General features: G+C 54.7%; 18 protein-coding genes. 14 read left to right on the top strand and 4 right to left on the bottom strand.

What is annotated here, in order from left to right; genetic code table 11:
- Window positions 1-497 precede the first annotated feature (497 nt).
- The 3 genes from H8B13_RS16830 (at window position 498) to H8B13_RS16820 (ending at window position 3729) form a co-directional block, all read left to right on the top strand.
- Window positions 498-2057 (top strand): hydroxymethylglutaryl-CoA reductase, encoded by a 1560-nt coding sequence (locus H8B13_RS16830; protein WP_187311962.1) that lies wholly within the window; start codon window positions 498-500, stop codon window positions 2055-2057.
- A gap of 79 nt (window positions 2058-2136) precedes the next feature.
- Complete coding sequence (locus H8B13_RS16825; protein WP_187311961.1) at window positions 2137-2631, top strand: hypothetical protein; 495 nt, start codon at window positions 2137-2139, stop codon at window positions 2629-2631.
- A 303-nt stretch (window positions 2632-2934) separates the two neighbouring features.
- Window positions 2935-3729 carry a hypothetical protein gene (locus H8B13_RS16820; protein ID WP_187311960.1) on the top strand — a complete coding sequence of 265 codons (795 nt, stop codon included), beginning with the start codon at window positions 2935-2937 and terminating at the stop codon, window positions 3727-3729.
- Between the two features lie 75 nt (window positions 3730-3804).
- Here H8B13_RS16820 and H8B13_RS16815 read toward each other — a convergent pair whose 3' ends face one another.
- On the bottom strand, window positions 3805-4329 hold the full coding sequence (locus tag H8B13_RS16815; protein WP_187311959.1) for a hypothetical protein: 525 nt from the start codon (window positions 4327-4329) through the stop codon (window positions 3805-3807).
- Between the two features lie 65 nt (window positions 4330-4394).
- On the bottom strand, window positions 4395-5597 hold the full coding sequence (locus H8B13_RS16810) for a homogentisate 1,2-dioxygenase (protein ID WP_187311958.1): 1203 nt from the start codon (window positions 5595-5597) through the stop codon (window positions 4395-4397).
- A 262-nt stretch (window positions 5598-5859) separates the two neighbouring features.
- On the opposite strand from H8B13_RS16810, the gene H8B13_RS16805 reads away from it, so the two are divergent.
- Window positions 5860-6876, top strand: a complete 1017-nt coding sequence (locus H8B13_RS16805; RefSeq protein WP_261990418.1) for a transglutaminase-like domain-containing protein — start codon at window positions 5860-5862, stop codon at window positions 6874-6876.
- A gap of 284 nt (window positions 6877-7160) precedes the next feature.
- On the opposite strand, the gene H8B13_RS16800 is transcribed toward H8B13_RS16805, so the two are convergent.
- Complete coding sequence (locus tag H8B13_RS16800) at window positions 7161-7835, bottom strand: HEAT repeat domain-containing protein (protein WP_187311957.1); 675 nt, start codon at window positions 7833-7835, stop codon at window positions 7161-7163.
- 194 nt (window positions 7836-8029) lie between these two features.
- Entirely contained in the window at window positions 8030-9712 is a 1683-nt protein-coding gene (locus tag H8B13_RS16795; RefSeq protein ID WP_187311956.1) for a S41 family peptidase, read from the bottom strand.
- Window positions 9713-10082: 370 nt separating this feature from the next.
- On the opposite strand from H8B13_RS16795, the gene ruvX reads away from it, so the two are divergent.
- From ruvX to H8B13_RS16745, 10 genes are all read left to right on the top strand, one after another.
- A complete protein-coding gene (gene ruvX / locus H8B13_RS16790; RefSeq protein WP_187311955.1) occupies window positions 10083-10493 on the top strand; it encodes a Holliday junction resolvase RuvX in 411 nt (136 codons plus the stop codon).
- Window positions 10490-11113 (top strand): peptide deformylase, encoded by a 624-nt coding sequence (locus tag H8B13_RS16785; RefSeq protein ID WP_187311954.1) that lies wholly within the window; start codon window positions 10490-10492, stop codon window positions 11111-11113. The genes ruvX and H8B13_RS16785 overlap by 4 nt, the downstream gene beginning before the upstream one ends.
- A 31-nt stretch (window positions 11114-11144) precedes the next feature.
- Window positions 11145-12113 carry a zinc dependent phospholipase C family protein gene (locus tag H8B13_RS16780; RefSeq protein WP_187311953.1) on the top strand — a complete coding sequence of 323 codons (969 nt, stop codon included), beginning with the start codon at window positions 11145-11147 and terminating at the stop codon, window positions 12111-12113.
- Window positions 12114-12135: 22 nt separating this feature from the next.
- Entirely contained in the window at window positions 12136-12507 is a 372-nt protein-coding gene (locus H8B13_RS16775; RefSeq protein WP_187311952.1) for a DMT family protein, read from the top strand.
- A gap of 103 nt (window positions 12508-12610) precedes the next feature.
- Entirely contained in the window at window positions 12611-14932 is a 2322-nt protein-coding gene (locus tag H8B13_RS16770) for a patatin-like phospholipase family protein (RefSeq protein WP_187311951.1), read from the top strand.
- Between the two features lie 35 nt (window positions 14933-14967).
- Complete coding sequence (locus H8B13_RS16765; protein WP_187311950.1) at window positions 14968-15570, top strand: pentapeptide repeat-containing protein; 603 nt, start codon at window positions 14968-14970, stop codon at window positions 15568-15570.
- A gap of 496 nt (window positions 15571-16066) precedes the next feature.
- Window positions 16067-16492: a hypothetical protein gene (locus H8B13_RS16760; protein WP_187311949.1), complete on the top strand. Its 426-nt coding sequence runs from the start codon at window positions 16067-16069 to the stop codon at window positions 16490-16492.
- Between the two features lie 147 nt (window positions 16493-16639).
- Entirely contained in the window at window positions 16640-17023 is a 384-nt protein-coding gene (locus H8B13_RS16755) for a hypothetical protein (protein WP_187311948.1), read from the top strand.
- An 84-nt stretch (window positions 17024-17107) separates the two neighbouring features.
- Window positions 17108-17959: a hypothetical protein gene (locus H8B13_RS16750; protein WP_187311947.1), complete on the top strand. Its 852-nt coding sequence runs from the start codon at window positions 17108-17110 to the stop codon at window positions 17957-17959.
- A gap of 20 nt (window positions 17960-17979) precedes the next feature.
- Complete coding sequence (locus H8B13_RS16745; protein WP_187311946.1) at window positions 17980-18660, top strand: response regulator transcription factor; 681 nt, start codon at window positions 17980-17982, stop codon at window positions 18658-18660.
- Window positions 18661-18736: the final 76 nt, after the last annotated feature.

The raw sequence follows: 18736 nt of genomic DNA, 5'->3' as shown, positions 1-18736 counted from the left end.
ATAATGGCGGAATCTTATTCCTCCCTTTTCCTTCTCAGCAGCCTCAAGTTAGGGCGGGTAGGCGAACATAGGATAATACTCAGCTTAGTAATGCTTGTCGCGCTGGCCACTGTATTATTTCCCTTAGGCCGGCTGTTGCGTAGTTAATGGGCTTTGTGGCCGAGATATAAGGTAGTATAGCTACGCCGCACACAACTGGAACGTGGTTAGGAGGTGAATTTCAAATTGATTGGGGCTAGGTAACCGAGGGCTGAGTGGTGGCATTTTCGCAGTCGCTCGGCTGTGCAGAGTGACGCCTACACCGGAGCGTCTCGAGCCAATCGAGTTACTATTTCAACGGCCACCAACGCGTCGCAGTGTTACTAATGAAGCGTAAATGCCACTCGGCGCAGCCGAGCGACTCCTACGCTCTAGCAGCTGCTAACTGTTCCTGTTGCTCATTCCCAAAAAATTCGCACCTTATAAGCCGATAGTTCTAACCCCACCTCCTCCGGCTTATGATCTTTACGCCCAGTCCTATGCTGCTCAAGCTGCTCTATACTCGTGGCAGCCTGCGCAACACGCCTAACGGCGTGGCTTTCAGCATCAAGAACCGTCTTGACACCGTCCGCTTCACCCGCCTCGACTACGTGCAGATCGATGAAGAGCGCATTACGCCTGATCATATTGCCCTTGACCTGGGCGATGGCGACATACGGCCCGCGCCCGATGTGCTGAGCCGCACGCCCGGCGGCCTAGAGTTTCTGGTGGGCCACAGCATCACGTTTTACCTGACCACGACTGCCTTGTCAGAGGGTTTGCACGGTGTACAGGTGCAGTTCGCAGCCGATCCTTTCGGCGACCTGCACGTGGAGGTAGAGGACAGCATCGTAACCCAGTCGACCAACCGCACGCGCATTCCGCGCCAGGATGCCGACGACTACGCCGAGGCCGCCATTCAGGAGCGGCAGCACTTCGCCCAGACGTACACTGGCCAGGAGTTCGAGCATCTAAAAAAATACTCCTTCGACCCGCACATGCTACAGGGCAACTGCGAGCATTTTGTGGGCGTGGCCCAAATTCCGTTGGGTTTGGCCGGGCCGCTTACTGTGCACGGCGAGCATGCCCAGGGCGATTTCCTCATTCCGATGGCTACCACCGAAGGTACGCTGGTAGCCAGCTACAACCGGGGCATGCAGGTGCTCAACCTGTGCGGGGGCGTGAAGTGCACCGTCATCGGCGACGCCATGCAGCGAGCCCCCGTGTTCGTGTTCGATGATGCCCGCGGCGCCCGCGACTTTTCCAAGTGGGTAGAGGCCGAAATCGACTCTATTCGTCAGGAGGCCGAAAGTACTTCGCGCGTGGCCAAGCTCCAGTACATCGATACGTATCTGGCCACCAAGTTTGCCTACCTGCGTTTCAACTACAGCACCGGCGACGCTGCCGGGCAAAACATGGTTGGGCGCGCCACTTTTGCCGCGTGCTCCTGGATTCTGGAAAACTATAAGGGGGCCGGCATCCGCCATTTCTACCTCGAATCCAACTTCGCCACCGACAAAAAAGCCTCCCAGATCAACGTCATGCGTACCCGCGGCAAACGCGTAGTAGCTGAGGCCGTCATCAAGCGCGATATTCTACAGCAACGCATGCGCGTGACGCCCGAGCAGCTCGCTTATCATGGGCAGGTGAGCAACGTGGGGGCCTTTATTTCGGGCGCCAACAACAACGGCGCGCACTCAGCCAACGGCATTACGGCCATGTTCATTGCTACTGGTCAGGATGTGGCCAACGTGTCGGAGTCGTCGGCAGGTGTGCTTTATTCGGAGGTAACGAAGGAGGGCGACCTGTATTTGAATATCACTATTCCGTCTCTCATCGTAGCCACGCACGGCGGCGGCACCGGGCTGGCCACACAGAATGAGTGCCTGCGGATGCTGGGCTGCGTGGGCCGGGGCACGGTGAACAAGTTTGCCGAAATCGTGGCGGGCGTAGTGCTAGCCGGCGAGCTAAGCCTAGGCGCGGCCATCTCGAGCAGCGACTGGGTAAGCAGTCACGAGCAGTACGGACGCAATCGGTAAAAGCGTGCTTCAGGCTTTATGCACACCTGACTTTGGGGCTGTTGGGCCTACTTAATACTCTATATCTATCCCATTTAAGATGAAACGAATAAGCTTGATAGCGTTATTGAATTTGTCGTTGATTAGCGTGAGCATAGCTCAAAATCAAGCGGTAACAATGAGCGAAATGGGGCGGCTGACGGGGGGCTCGTATACGCCCTTTGAATACCGCCGCATCGTTGATCAAACCAAGCTTACGCACGATCAGGCCTACTATACTCCTGACTGGAAGGCTGGTACGATATTGCTATCCAATGATCAGGGGCTGGCGGTGCCAGCAATGCGCTTCAATATGGCAATGCGACTGGTAGAGGTGCAGGACCCGACCGCAGAAGGAGGTATTCGGGTAATACCACCAGCCAGCGTGCGCGGTTTTATACTGGGAGCAGCCGGACAAAACGGGCAGGTTTTCGAGGTTCAGTCGTATCGGTCGGCAACGTATAGCGGCAAAAACTTTTTTGAATCGCTCAATCAGGGCCCTGTGCGCTTATTTCTGCTTCACGAAGTAGTAGAACGGCCAGCCGCCCGCAATTAAGCTCTTGGCGTTGAAACACGCGCCGCCCAATACCTGCGCAGTACCCAGCCGTACGTGTTGCGCGCCGGCCAGGAGCGAGTTGAGGCATTAAGTTTGAATAAGAAGGCAGTGCTGCGGCTGTTCAATGAAAAAGCCCCCCAAATAGAAGCATACGCTAGTCAGAACAATCTAAGCTATGAGCAGCGGCCTAGCGTAGTGAGAATGATGGAACACTACCAGACCTTAATCAGATAACAGTCAAATAGTTATCTTGCGTATAGCTTCCGCATAGTAAAGCATGATTTTGCTATTGGAATTACATTTATGAAAAGTTCCCTTATTATCTGCCTTGGGTTCGGCGCTACCTTACCTCTGCTTTTTTGCTCGGCTAGCTACGCACAGGAGACTGTTAACATGAGTCCGGGCGTAAATGGGCCTTCTATGGCACAGTTGCGTCAGGAAACCTTCCAGGTGGGCGTTCGGAATGCCCATCAACAGCGAATAGTGGAGCAGCTTAAGATGGCCTCACCCCTGACCTATTATGATAGCGACTGGCGGCCGGGCACCGTAAAACTGGCCAATGGACAGGAAATCAAAGCTCCTATGCGCTACAACTTGGTGGCGCGGGCGCTGGAAATTCAGCGCCCAGGTTCTCCAGCCAAGCCAGACAGCGTATTACTACTTCCGCAGTTTCAGGCAGCACAATTTGGCACTGCTTTACCATCCGTATTTAGGGAGTTTGTGGCTCATCCGTACCAGTCGGAACAATCGCGCCACGACTTTAACCTGTTTGAAAAGATAAACTCCGTGCCAGGACCCGTGGATCTATTGCTGCTGCACGAAGTAGTTGTCCAAACTACATCTTCCGCCTTCGCTCCTGGCGGTACTGGGCGGCCCGCCGATCAAAGAATAGAGCGCTTAAGTCGTTTGTATGCCCGTACACCCAAGCGCACTACTGTACAGGAGGTAAATCTTAACAAGACCGGTGTTCTGTATCTATTTGGAAAGGATGCGAACCGGATGGCGAGCTACGCTTCGGCTCACAAGCTTACATTCGTCGATTTGGCGCACGTAGTCCAGATAGTCGACGAATACAACAGGACAGTTCAGCCCGAGTAGCCTCCGTAAGTCACATAAAAAAAGCCCCCAAGAACTACTCCGGGGGGCTTTTTTTATGTGGTTTGCATCTCTTAGTTACAACGGATCAGCAGTCACTTTGAAGCGTGAGTCGGCACGCATGGTAATATCCTGAGCGACGGCGCGCTTCACGCGGGCTTCCGTGGTAAGTGTGTAGCCGGATGCCTTGAGGTACTTATCCAGTTTGGCACCACTTGGCTTAAGATCGATAACCTTTTGCCCCGTCGGCACCGGATTAAGCGAAGCCAGTGCTACCCGGTCATTCTGATCAGTGCTGATATAAAGGGTTACGCTTTCTAAAAAGTCGAAATTCTCATTATTTGGGTCGGTAATAGTGAGCGTAAGCTTGTTCAGGCTCACATCCTTTACCAAATCAGCGCGGGTATCTTCATTTTTGAAGCGTTCCTCTGAGCGGGTTGTCACGGCTACCGGCGCAACAGGAATTAACCCTACCACGGCGTTGCCAGCAACTTTAATGTTCTGAGTGTCTTCGATGTAGAAAGTTAGAAGTTGATCAATTTTCTTGCAGCCGACGGCTAACAACAAGAGAGCTAGGGGAAAGACGAACAGTATTTTTTTCATATGATTGGCTTTTGACGCAATTCCGCAACAACTCGGCCAATCGGTTTCACTTACTAGTAAATCGTTTAGTCCATCATATCGGCGGCACGAGGGGCTTCGTGCTTGAAAACTGGGTTCCAGCTCATCGGGTATTTATCATCCACGTATTGCAGGGCCGTTTCGGTGAGGTACATGGGGCGGAAGGTATCGACCATCACTGCCAGCTCGTGGGTTTCCTTTTTGCCAATGCTGGCCTCTACCGTGCCGGGGTGCGGCCCGTGGGGCAAACCGCTCGGATGAACCGTAAACGACGCCAGATCAATGCCTTTGCGCGACATGAAATTACCAGCCACATAATAAAGCACCTCGTCGGAGTCGACGTTGGAATGGTTGTAAGGCGCCGGAATACTCTGGGGGTGATAGTCGAACAGGCGCGGCACGAAGGAGCAGATGACGAAATTATTTGCTTCAAATGTCTGGTGCACGGGCGGCGGCTGGTGAATGCGGCCCGTAATGGGCTCAAAATCATGAATGGAAAAAGCGTAGGGAAAGAAGTAGCCGTCCCAGCCGACCACATCAAAGGGCGAATGGGCGTAGGTGAGCTGGTGCAGATAGCCCTCTTTTTTCACCTGTACGCGGTATTCACCGGGCTCATCTTCAATAATCAACTCCGTGGGAGGGCGCATATCCCGCTCACAGTAGGGCGAGTGTTCCAGCAGCTGCCCGAAGTGGTTGCGGTAGCGCCGGCACGTTTCGATGGGGCTGAACGACTCAATAATGAGCAATCGCACGGGCCCTTCTTCAAAATGAAACTGGTGAATAATGGTCCGCGGCACCACCACGTAGTCGCCAGGCTCGAAGCTGACTTTCCCTAACTGGCTCCACAACTCGCCGCGGCCTTCGTGCACGAAAATTACCTCGTCGGCCAAGGCGTTTTTGTAGTAATACTGCATACGCCGCTCCGTTGGGTTGCAGATGCTGAGCATCACATCGGCATTGCCCATCAGTGTTTGTCTGGCTTGCAAGTAGTCGCCGCCAGTGGTGGTCTGGGCAAGAGTGCGTAGATGGCTGGGCTGCAACGCTCTGTCTTTTAGCAGCTTTTCACTGTAAGGCAATGGTTCGCCGACTTCTTTTATCTGGGTAGGCGGGTTAATATGATAGAGCAAGGAGGAGACGCCGTGGAAGCCGAGCGTGCCCACGAGTTGCTCCGCATAGAGCGATCCGTCGGGCTGACGGAACTGGGTGTGGCGCTTGCGCGGAATCTGGCCGAGGCGGTGGTAATAAGCCATAGAAGTAGAGAAAGCAAGGGTGGGTTTGCTTGATAATACGAGCTGGAAGGTCGGCAAATTCCCCTAAAAACGCTACGTAAGAAGCTCGTCAAGCGCGTGAGCCTTACCTTTGCAGGCGTACACCGTCCCTCTTATCTACTTCATTTATAAGCAGCTGCTCACCAACTTTTTATTGAAGCTAAAGTTTGTAGCAAAACTATCCCCTATTGTGATTTGTGCTTTTCTTTCGCCTAAACGACTTGGGCAGTTTGCTTTCCTGGTTTTGATTACCGCGTTCACGCCTAATGCAAGCTCCATACTGGAGACAGCGCCCAAAAAAGCCCCCCAGCCAGTCCGCGTTCGTACGTTTGCCTTCGAATACAAGACAACCGTTCGAGATTTGCCCCCCAGCGCTAATGCCGTTGATCTGTGGCTACCAGTGCCGCACTCCGATAAGTCGCAAACTATTAGCGACTTGAAGATAAAATCTCCGCATGGGTATGAAGTAGTGAAGGCGCAGTATAATAACCAAATGCTGCATTTGAAGGTGAAGAATCCGTCGGCAGCGCCTTTCACCGTATCGGTGCGTTTTCAGGCGGCGCGGCGCGAGCACCTGAACCCAGCCGTGGCACCCAAGTCGGCCACTGGGGCTACTAAAACCACCGAAGCTCCGGACTCCAATATGGCCCGCTGGCTAAAACCCGACCGCCTCGTGCCGCTGGATAACAAGATCAAGCAGTGGGCCAACGATGTGGTGGTGCAAGCCAATGCGCGCACCGATCTTGAAAAGGCGCAAGCTATTTATAATCACGTGGTTTCTACCGTTAAGTACGACAAAACCGGTCAGGGCTGGGGCCGCGGCGATATCTATTACGCCTGCGATGCTCGTCGTGGCAACTGCACCGATTTTCACGCAGTATTCATTGGCTATTGCCGCGCCCTCGGTATTCCAGCGCGCTTCAGCATCGGCTTTCCACTACCTCCTGAGCGCGGTACCGGCGAGGTGAAAGGTTATCACTGCTGGGCAGAGTTTTATACGCCCGAAACCGGCTGGGTGCCTATTGATGCATCAGAGGCGGCCAAAAACCCTGCGCAGCGTGCCTACTTTTTTGGTGCCCATGATGAAAACCGCATAGAGCTGACCCGCGGCCGCGACCTTACGCTGGCCCCGCGCCAGCAAGGCGCGCCCCTCAACTATTTCGTTTATCCCTATGCGGAAGTTGATGGGCAACCATTCACAAGTCTGGAGCAACATTTCTACTATCAAGACTTAAAATTGCCCCCCAGCAAGCGTAAATAGCTTTTTCACGGATGGGGTAGAGACGCGTATTCGCGTCTCAATCGTCGCGGTCGTTGTTAACTTTGTAGCTGTGGCGCGGTACCAGCCGTTCAACGGGGTAGAGACGCGTATTCGCGTCTCTACCCCGTTTGAAAACATGATGTCGCTAGGTGTGTTAAAGCCAAAAGTTGAAAAGAGCAGTCATGAATCGCAAAAAGGCCGGTCGTTTCCTATAACAGGAAATGACCGGTCTTTTAAGTACTTGATAATAGTAGAGTTTTAGCAAATAGTAACAGATAAATAGGTTACTGTTTGGCCACCACCAACTCAGTGGCAGCTTCGCGGACATACTCATTCGAATCGGTGCGCAGAGCGGCTACCAACTCAGCAGGGAGGCTGTAACCGGCGGCTTGCAGCGCCAACACACTAGCCAGACGCATGTAGGCATCCTCATCGGTGAGGCGAGGCAGCGCGTACTCCACAGCTTTCGCTGGATGCAGATCGGACAGCGTGTTTAATGCATACCGGCTGACCAGCTTATGATCGTCGTGGCAGATGAGAAACTCCATCAGTTCCGTACGGTGCGGAATGACATAGTGCGCTACGTGTTCAGCGGCTAAGTAGCGGGTGTGGTAAAGCGGTGAAAGCAACCCGCGCTCCAGCAGAATGGTGCGACGAGCGGGCTTCAGTGTTTCAAGGCATTCATAGAGAACATCTTCGTGCAGATAGTCGGCGGTAATGGCTTCCAGCAGCAAGTCGATGCCGCTCACATCGCCCCAGCCGCCATTCTGCTTTTCAATCTCCGATATAGTGGCCCGGTGCAGGTCGCTACGGTAGCGCCGACGCTCCATGGTATCGTGGTCGTCGTCCCAGAAGTTTAGCTTCAGTTCTTCCACCAACACTGTTCCGCCTTGCCGCCGCGCCATATAGCTCCAGAATTGCTCTAAAGCCTGCTGCAAATCTTTGTGTGTGTCGCTCATTCGTTGTCCGAAAAAAGTTACTTGCGTCTACCGTAACGGCGGGGCTTTCCACCAAAAAAACAGCCTAAGGAGGTGTTAGAGTCCTAACAACAATCACCTATTAATCAATCAATTGAATTACTACTACCTATCTGTTTTCCCGACGCGCTTTTGTGCGCTACATGGCGGAATAGTGTGATAGGCAAGAACTATGCTCAGTTGCCAGTAAGCTGAGCCGTACTCGTATCAATGGCGCGTAAGGCCTGCTGAAATTCTATGTCTTGCCCGGCTAGCACTGTGTAGTAAGCATTTTTGCCGTAAGCAATCCGCGCAATGTGTGCCTTAAGTTGAGTACGCAATAGCGGGGCCGCCCGGCGCAAACCAGCTGCATCGGCTACCAAGCCTGTGCGGGCAGCCAGTGCACTCAAGGCTTGCAGTTGGGTATCCGTGATGCGGAATGAGGCATTAAACTGCTCAAAGCGCAGACCTTCCAGCTCGGCCTGATGATCCTGGTAAAATTTCAGCGCGTACTCGCGCACCAGATTGCGACTTTGCAAACGGCGGAAATACTTGGAGAAGGCCGTGGTATCGCGGGGCACAAACAAGTCGGGCATGATACCGCCGCCACCGTACACTGTGCGACCGTGCATCGTGCGGTACCGCAGCGAATCGGCGAAGTGAATGCTGTCGGCGTGGAAATACTCGCCCTGGCGCTGACGCTTGGCCAGTTCCTGCTCATACTCAGCGTGCCCACCCTGATACGATTTCTGAATGGAGCGACCTGAGGGCGTATAGTAGCGGGCAATAGTCAGGCGCAGTTCCGAGCCATCATTCAGAGCGATGGGCTGCTGCACCAAGCCTTTACCAAAGGTGCGACGACCTACTAGCAGGGCGCGGTCGTGGTCTTGCAGAGCACCGGCCACTACTTCTGCGGCCGAGGCGCTGCCCTCATCCACTAACACTACCAGGGGTCCTTCTTCAAATTCGCCCAGCACCCGAGAATACGTCTGGGTATCGTATTGGTCGCCTTTACCGTCCGTATACACAATTTTGCGGGTGCCAGCAATAAACTCATCGGCCATTTTGGTGGCGCGGTCGAGGTAGCCGCCGGGGTTACCCCGTAAGTCCAATACTAAGCGCGACATGCCTTGACGGCGCAAATCACCTAATGCCTGCTTAAACTCCTCGTAGGTATTGTTGGCAAACCGGCTCACTTTGATATAGCCAGTCTGATTGTCAACCATATAAGCTACTTCCACTGAATTGTTTGGCACCCGCTCGCGGGTTACCGTTACGTTCAGGGGCTTGGGTGATCCACGGCGCTGAACCTGGATTTGCACCCGGCTGGCCCGGGGACCGCGCAGTTTGCCGTACACCAGTTCGGTCGTCATGTGCACCCCTGATACAGCCTCGCCATTCACGGCCAGTAGTTGATCGCCGGGACGTAGGCCAGCATGCTCCGCCGGGCCGCCCCCCAGCGAAGCTATTACTGTAACCGTGTCTTGAAAAATATTAAACTCTACTCCTACGCCATCAAAATCACTTTGTAGAAAGGCGGAAGCCTGGGTTTGGTCTTTGGCTGGAATAAATACCGAGTGCGGATCGAGGCGCTCCAACATGCGGCCAATGGCGTAGTCAGAAAGGGCTTCGGCATCAACCGAATCGACATAATCGCGGTCTACGTAGCTCAGAATCTCTTTGAACTTCAGGTAGCCCCGTGAAGTACTGTCAGGGTTTTGACCCGATGGCCTGAAAGGATTGGCCCCTACCAACATCCCGCCTGCCAGCACCAACGCTAAAAGCCATGGCTGCCGCACTTGGAAGCGGGAAGCACGAGGCGCCGACGTCGGAGCGAGCTCCTGAGCAGGCGTCGAAACAGTGTTCGACTTGGCGTTCATAAAAGTCTGGAAGAGTAGATGTTTTAACTATAAACTGCAGTTAGCGCCAAGGCAACATTCCAAATCTATTAAAACTATTACGGGAAAACCATGCCTATTATTAGCTGTGTATTGATTTCAAATAACAATACAATTTTATATTTTGTAAGACATATTTATAATATAATAGGGCTAAACAGACGTATCTATGCTTCACAATGCTATCTTTCCTGAATGGTTTATTATATAAATTTTTCAATAAAAAGAATCACTAGTGATTCCAGCTTGTATTAGCTTAAATCAAGCGGACGCGCCCAGCATTACAGATGAGGGCTGTATCTTTGAGGCGGCTAGCGGGATTACTGCACGCCCTTTATTTTACCTTGAAGCGATGAGCCGAATTCTTGCCATTGATTACGGCAACAAGCGCGTGGGACTGGCCGTGACGGACCCGTTGCAGCTCATTGCGACGCCCCTCGAAACCATCCACAGTCAGGACCTGTTGGCTTACATACAGGCGTATCATCAGCGCGAGCCGTTGGCGGCCATTGTAGTAGGAATGCCGCGCACCTTGCTCAATGAGCCAACCGATGTGACAAGCGCTGTGGTTGGTTTGGTGCGGCGTTTGCGGCGCGAGTTGCCGGATGTGCCGGTGCACGAACTCGACGAGCGCTATACCTCCCGCATGGCGCACGCGGCCATGCTGGCTGGGGGGCTTTCTAAGAAAGACCGGCGCGACAAAGCCACGGTTGACCGCGTGAGTGCCACGCTTATTTTGCAATCTTTCCTTAATTCCCGATGATTTACCCCATCGTTGCCTTCGGCGACCCAGTATTAAAGACGCCTGCCAAAGACATATCAGTAGATGTTGATGCTCTGGAGCTGAAACAGCTCATTGCCGATATGTATGATACCATGTATCACGCTCGTGGCGTGGGCTTGGCCGCTCCGCAGATTGGACGCAGCGTGCGCTTATTCGTTATCGACTCGGCACCTATGCTGGACGACGAAGATGAGGACGACGAAGAAACTGCTGAAGCTCCGTCAGCCGACGAAAATGCCCCCCAGGATCAGCCCGTGAAGCGTGCTTTCATTAACCCCGTGATGGTAAGTGAAACCGGCGAGGAATGGGGCTTCGAAGAGGGCTGTCTGAGCATTCCGGGCGTGCGCGAGATGGTGTATCGGCCGGCCAATATCGTACTGCGCTACGAGGACGAAAACCGCGTGGTGCACGAAGAAGCCTTCTCCGGCATGACGGCCCGCGTTATTCAGCATGAGTACGACCATTTAGAGGGCATTCTGTTCACCGACCATTTATCGGGCTTCAAAAAGCAATTGCTGAAGGGTAAGCTTACGCGCATTAGCAAGGGCGATGTGAAGGCCGACTATCGGCTGCGCTTCGCGGGACAAGGGCGGCGCTAAGCCAATAGAAATTGCCCCCCAGCTACCGGTCATGAAGAAACTCCCGTTGCTTTTGTTGCTTTTGCTGCTGCCTTTGCAGCCGCGGGCATGGGGGTTCTTTGGGCATCGAATGATTAATCGGCTGGCGGTATTTACCCTGCCAACCGAACTGCTGAGCTTTTATAAAAAGCACATTGATTACCTCACCGACCATGCCACTCGGCCCGACCAACGTCGGGCCGTGGTGCCAGGCGAGGCGGCTCGTCACTTCCTAGATATAGATGCGTACAGCGACAGCGCCATCGTACGTTTGCCCCGCAACTGGGCCGACGCTGTAGCCAAGTATGGCGAAGACACCTTGCAGCGACACGGCATCGTGCCGTGGCATGTGGCGCGCATGCAACTCCAACTAACGGAAGCCTTCCGTACCCGCGACGCCAACCGCATTCTGCATCTTTCCGCTGACTTGGGTCACTACGTGGCTGACGCGTGTGTGCCGTTGCACAGCACCCGCAATTATAACGGCCAGCTAACCGGCCAGCGCGGCATTCATGGATTGTGGGAAAGCCGCCTGCCGGAGTTGCTGAGTGCCAACTATGATTTCTTTACCGGCCCGGCGCCTTACTTGGATAACCCCGCTTTTAGCATTTGGGAAGCGGTGGGCCGATCCAATGCTGCTGTAGACTCGGTGTTGCGGTTTGAGCAAGAGTTGACCGCTCGCTTTCCCAATGACAAGAAATACGGTTTTGAGGAGCGTGGTGCCCAGGGTGCCGTGCGGGTGTATTCGCGCGAGTTTAGCCGGGCTTACCACGAGCGCCTGCACGGACAAGTAGAACGGCAAATGCGGCGGGCGGTGCAGCTAGTGGGCGCGTTCTGGTACACCTGCTGGGTAAATGCCGGTCAGCCCGATCTGAAAAATTTGCCCCCCAGCATTTCCGCCGCCGAGCAGCGCCGCTTGGATAAGGAAAGCACGGAGCTAAAAAATACCCCCCAGCGCAGTATTCCGGGCCACGAGGACTAAACCGGAAACCCCTCCTACACCTATGAAAGCCCTATACACCATTCTGCTGCTCACCGTTTCCAACCTCTTTATGACGTTTGCCTGGTACGGACATTTGCAATTCAAGAAGATAACTTGGCTGCATGGGCTGGGGTTAGTTGGCGTGATTCTAGTGAGTTGGGGCTTAGCGTTTTTTGAATACGTGTTTCAGGTGCCGGCCAACCGCATTGGGTTTGAGGAAAATGGCGGACCATTCAACCTGTTTCAGCTTAAGGTTATTCAGGAGGTCATTTCGCTGAGCGTATTTGCGCTGTGCGCGGTGTACATTTTCAAAACCGATAAGCTGGCCTGGAACCACGTGGTGGGCTTCGGGCTGCTGGTGGCGGCGGTGTATGTCATCTTTCGCAAATGGTAAGCTGAACGGTGGTACCGTTGGAAAGCGGTAATTTGCTCACCAGTCGCGCCAAATGATGCCGACTCGCTGCCCCTAGGGGGCTTTTTTGTGCTACTTCCTATCTATGCTACGTAACTGGTTTCTTTTTTTCGGCCTTCTGATTATGGGGCTCGGCGGACCCACCCTGCCGGCTCAAGCGCAGAAAGTTGGCTTGGTGCTAAGCGGGGGCGGCGCCAAAGGTTTGGCACACGTGGGCGTACTGAAGGTTCTGGAAAAGAACAAGATACCGATTGATTACATCATCGGCACAAGCATGGGCTCGGTGGTAGGCGCTATGTACTCAGCTGGCTACTCGCCTGCTGAAATTGAGGAAATTGTGATGGACCCCGACTTTCAATACTGGGTGTCAGGCGAGCAACTCCAAGATAAAGCCTTCAACTACCTGAACGCTGATGCCTCACCGGCGGCCCTGCGCGTGGGCGTGGCCATCGACTCGTCGTTGAACACGCGCATCTCGCCCAATCTGATCAACGACGTTAACCTAAACTTTGCCCTGGCCAAGTTTCTGGCTCCGGCAGCCGCTGCCGCCAACTACGACTTCGACAATCTGTTTATTCCCTTCCGCTGCCTCGCCGCCGAGGTATTTACCCGTCGTCAGGTAGTACAGGAAAACGGCTCGCTCGCTGACGCGGTGCGCAATTCGATGGCTGTACCACTGGTGTTTCGGCCCATCCGCAACCCCGATGGCCGCTACCTTTTCGATGGAGGCATTTATAACAACTTCCCCACCGACGTGATGCGGTCTGCGTTTCAGCCCGATATTATTATTGGGGTGAACGTGGGCGACGTAGCCTACAAAAAATACCCGTTTGAGAAGGACGATGAGCTTTTGCTGGGCTCCATCGTGTTTTTGGGCGCCGACGTGGCCGATACGCTGGCCGTAGGGCCGAACGGGGTATTCATTCAGCCCGACCTGGAAGGCTACGGCGCCACCGACTTCGACAAAGTGCGCGAGCTGATCGAGCTGGGCGAAAAGGCGGCGCAGGATAAGCTCACGCAGATGCTGCGCCGCATTCCGCGCCGCGTGGATACGCTGGCGCTGGCCCGCCGCCGCCGCGAGTTTCAGAATTCGGCCCCTGGTCCGGTTTTTAAACGCATCACGGTGCAAGGTCTGGCCGAAAAGCAAAACACCTACGTAAGTCGGTTTTTTCGGCGAGAGGGCCGCAGCTATACAATCGACGAGATTGAGGAAGGCTACTATCGCCTCGCGGCCGACGACTTTTTTCGCAATATCTACCCGCGCATTCGCTATGATCAGGACCGGCAGGGCTATGTATTCAACATCGATGCCCGCCAGAATAATAACCTCTCGGCCGAAGCAGGTTTCGTATTGGCTACGCGAGCTGTGGATAATATTTATGTGGGTCTGGAATACCGTTGGCTGACCAAATACCTGTACTCTGCGGCCGCAAATGCCAATTTGGGGCGCTTCTACAATGCCGTGCAGGGCCGGTTCCGGGTCAGTATTCCAGAGAAGCTGCCCTTCTTCGTGGAGCCCAGCGTGACCTACAACAACTGGAGCTACCAGCAGACTGGCGGTCTGCTTGGCCGTGACATTCAGAATACGCTTATCGAGCAGAGCGACCTGGCATTGGGCGTACAGATCGGGATTAGTCCCCGCTACCGCAGCCGTGTTTCGTTGGAGGCTGGCTACTTTGGCAACCAGGATAACTACGCCAATACGCGGGAAGTATCATCCAGCGACGTGCTGGACCGCACCAGCTTCCGCGGCCTGACGGCGGCAGTGCGCTATAGCCGCAACTCCCTGAACCGCAAGCAGTACCCTACAGCCGGACGTCGGGCTTTGGCTAGTATACGCGGCGTGCAAGGCACCGAAATATATAGCCCGGGCTCTACCTCGGTGTTTGAGAACGAGTACCGCGACGACCACCAATGGCTGCAGTTTTCAGCTACCGCAGAGCAGTACTTTATGCTGCCCAGCAAAAAGCAGATCTGGGGTTATTTTGGAGAAGTAGTAATCAGTGGGCAGGCCCGCTTCGCCAACTTCCGCTCGTCTCAGACGACCTCCCCGGTATTCTCGCCGCTGGTTGATTCGCGTACGCTGTTTCTGGACAACTACCGTTCGCCGCGCTACGCTGCTGCTGGTCTGCGCTTCTCGCAAAGCCTGCTGGCCAGCAAGTTGGAGTGGCGTTCCGAAGCCTTCGCCCACCTTGTGTACAAGCCCTTGCGTGACAGCGAAGGTCAGCGGGCCATCCAAAAATCCGGTTTCGACCGGCCTCGCTTGACGGCTAGCACGGGTTTCGTGTATCAAACGCCCGTTGGGCCGCTAGCCTTGCACGGTATTTACTACGACGACTCAGCTAAGCGCTTTGGGGTGTTCGGCCATATCGGCTACCTGCTGTTTCACGGCCGTTCGCTGGACTAAGATATTCAACGAACTGTCCTCCTATTCCGAGTACCATGAAACCACGGCGTACCACTCCAGCGCTCAAACACACGCTCGTTTTTTCACCTGAGCGTGTGTTTGAGCGCTGGACGGCGGCTGAAATTGCCCCCCAGCAGGAGATGGAGCAATGCCGGTTCGTGGCCTGCGACTTCTCGAGGGCCAACCTGACCGATAAGCGCTTCATTGACTGCGTGTTTGAGCGTTGTAACCTATCATTGGCTACGCTGGCGGGTGCGGGCTTGCAGAACGTAATGTTTCGGGAGTGCAAGCTTTCAGGCGTGCAGTTTTCGGCCTGTCGGGATATGTGGTTTGAGGTGGAGTTTGCTCATTGCCAACTTCCATACGCTTCCTTCCACGGCAAGCGCATGCGCGGCGCCCGCTTCGCAAACTGCGTTCTGACGGAGGCAGATTTTTCCTACACCGACCTCGCAGAAGCTGTGTTTCAGGAGTGCAATCTGACGGGGGCGATATTCGAGCAAACGCAGCTCACCGCCACTGATTTTACCACCGCTTCCGGCTTCCTCATCGACCCTGATATGAACGTTGTGAAGCGGGCCCGCTTCAGTCTGGAGGGCTTGCCCGGCCTGCTCAGCAAGCACGAAATCATTGTTGCGTAACGGCAATCTGCTTGCTTGGTAAATCCTTATTTCTCCACTAAAATCGTGGCGGTACAGGGGGGCATTTTAGCGTGAATGGCTTGCGGCTGGGCTTAATGTGAGTACCACTGAAACTGTGGGGTAAACAGAGAAATAGAGAAGCTAAGCGTTTCTACTTCAGGTCCCTCCTTCCATTATAAGTAAACTAAGTAGTCAGTCTGACACAAAGTTTGCTAAGGCGCTAGGCGTTCTTTATAAAGTCTTAAAATACTTATGTGAGTCGGCATAATGACAGCCCGGAAATAAGCAAATACTACTGGCGACAAACAGTAACAACGGTTGTTCTTGGTAGCGAATTTGCTGACTGTACAAAAATTTAAGTCAGCAGAATCACAATCGAATTTATATAGGTGGGGGGCTTTTTCCGAATACGGCACTTATCATTTTCACATCATCTTGCCGTGATAGGTTTACAGCACACTTTGACACTTACCCCACTTCTAACCCATTAGTACTTATGAAAAAGTTTCTGTTTTCCGCCGCTCTGCTAGCCACTACTGTACTGCTTACGCCTGCTACTGCCTCGGCCCAGGGTGAGCGCCCCGACAAAGCCCAGCGCCCTGCCAAAACGGAGCGTCCTGAGAAAAAAGAGAAGAAGAACACAAAAGATGCAAGCGCAACGGCTCCCGTTAACCACGGACAAACGGTAAGCGATGTAGCCCAAAATACCACCCTCACCGGCGCCGACAAAGGAGCCGGTGTAAGCGCAGTGGCCAGCGAAGGCCGCTCAGCCAGCAAAGGCAAGAGCACCGCCCGTCCTGAGCGTATTACCCGTGGCAAGCAAAGCGCACGCGGCAATGCCAACCGTGCTGCTCACTCGGGTGGTCGCGGTCCGGCAGCCGGTAGCCACCAGACAGGTGCCAGCCATCAGGGTGGTAACTAGTCGTCACGGCTTGCCCAAGCGCCACGTCACCGGCCCGAAGACGGTGGTTAACTCCATCGGCTTCGGGCTGGGTCTGTGGACCAACTTAACCGAGGTCCGAACCCTTCAATAATTACTTTCCCGCGCCCACCAGGCAGTATAGCAACGATGAAATCTCTCCTTTCTCTACTCGTAGTAGCTTCCTTGTCGCTGCTGATAAATCAGGCGCAGGCGCAGGCACCCGTGATCGGGAAGCTTAGCCGTTCGGATACTCCTACGCTGCTGGCTTCCGCTGTAGTGCCGGGGCAGGGCGATAAGTCTGCTACAGCCCAGGGGGCGGGCTCTTCAGCGCCGATCAAAGCGGTGCCCCAGACAGAGGCTAAGCGTAAGCCCAAGCGGGTAACCGACGCCACTGCACCAGAGCAGCGTGCTACCAGCCGCTCGGCCCGCGGAGCTCGGCCCGAGCACAGTGCCCGTAGCGCCCGGGGTGGTACCGAAGCAGGTCGTGGCGCTAGCCGGGCAGCAGGCGCCGGGCGCGGGCGTGGCAACTAGCATCTTCATCTTCTTTCTTCACGTTCTATGATGTGGTTGCATAAGCCGTATGCTTGGCTTATCGGAGGCGTACTGACAATAGGCATGAGTTTTCCCCAAATTTCCTGCGCCCAGGATGTAGGCAGTGGGCAACCCACCGGGGGCGCTACAGTGGCTCCCGCCATCGACAATAATGCCCCCCGTCGGGGCAGCATCACAGCCACCTTAAGTGCTGGCAACAACTCTTCCTTTTTTGGGCGTACCCAAACGGAGCGCTACCCGTATGCTGCCGCCGAGCTAATCTACAAAAGCCGCTTTGGCGTGTGGGGTTCGGCCGTGAGCTACAATCTGTTTTCTACCAGCAGCTTCGTGGATGAAACGGACTTGTCGGTGGGTTGGGACGTTGATCTGACCAAGAAAATAGACGCCTCCATCAGCTACTCCCGTTTTTTGTTCGCCGCTAACAGCCCGTTGGTAAAGTCCAGCGTCAATAATTCGCTCGATGGCTACCTGGGCTGGGACTGGGGATATGTATACTCACGCCTGAATACAAGCTACGTGTTTGGGGAGTCCAGCGACCTGTTTCTTATTCTCGACAATTCCCGCTACTTCGAGATTGACAAAGTGCTGGGGGGCTATATTGCAATAGAGCCCCGGCTGAGCGCCACTATAGGGACGCAGCGCTTTGCCCAAACCAGCCTGGTACAGCAACGGCAGCGTGGCAATGGTGGTCCGCCGGCCGGCCGTGGCCCTGGCACGGGAAGCCCCACCACTGAGACGAGCGAAACAACGCGCTTTCGCCTCCTCAACTACGAACTGCGCCTCCCCGTAACCTACGCCCGCGGCAAGGTATCGGTGCAGGCAGCCTGGCGCTACACCGTGCCAGTCAACCTGGTGCCCGATGATGTCTCAGTAGCCCGATCTTACCTGACCGCCAGCGTGTCGCTGACCTTATAAAAGCCCCCCAGTACTTTAGCATGACTGTCCTGATTGTCGAAGACGAACGTACGCTGGCCCGGGAGCTGGGCTTGTTTCTGCACCAGCAAAACTTCAACTGCACCGTGGCTCGCACCGCGCGCGAAGCCCGCGAACAATTGGCTGACACACCCTTCGACTTTGTGCTGCTGGACCTTGGTTTGCCTGATGGTGATGGGCTGCAGGTGTTGGCGGAAGCCAAGCAGAACGACCTGACGGCGGCCGTCATCATCCTCACCGCGCGTGGAGCCGTGGAAGACCGCATCCGGGGCCTGGAGCTGGGCGCCGATGACTACTTGGCCAAACCCTTTTCGCTGCCGGAACTGCTGGCCCGCATGCATGCCATTACCCGGCGGCGCTTTGGTCTGCACAAGCCCCACGTTGCCTGTCATGCCTTTGAGCTGGATCTGCAAACTCGCCGACTGCTGCACGCGGGCTTAGCGGTTCCTTTATCTACTAAGGAATTTGATGTGCTGAGCTACCTGGTCCTGAACCGTAACCGGGTGCTCACCCGGCTTCAGCTTACCGAGCATATCTGGGGCAACTTACCCGAAATGGGCTTCGACTCCAATTACATTGATGCCCATATAAAGAATCTGCGCAAAAAGCTCGGTCGCTACGCCAACGCCGATTGGATAGAGACTGTCCGGGGCCTGGGTTACCGGGTTACCTTGCAGCACTAACTAAGTGGTAAAACCGCAGAACACCACCCGGCCTCAGCCCTGACGGCGTAATTGTACCAGTGATTTTACCTGTTTA

It is taken from the genome of Hymenobacter sp. BT188, from assembly GCF_014333585.1.
GTDB lineage: Bacteria > Bacteroidota > Bacteroidia > Cytophagales > Hymenobacteraceae > Hymenobacter.
The sequence above is the reverse complement of the archived record's forward strand: the minus strand, read 5'-3'. Positions and strand labels throughout refer to the sequence as shown.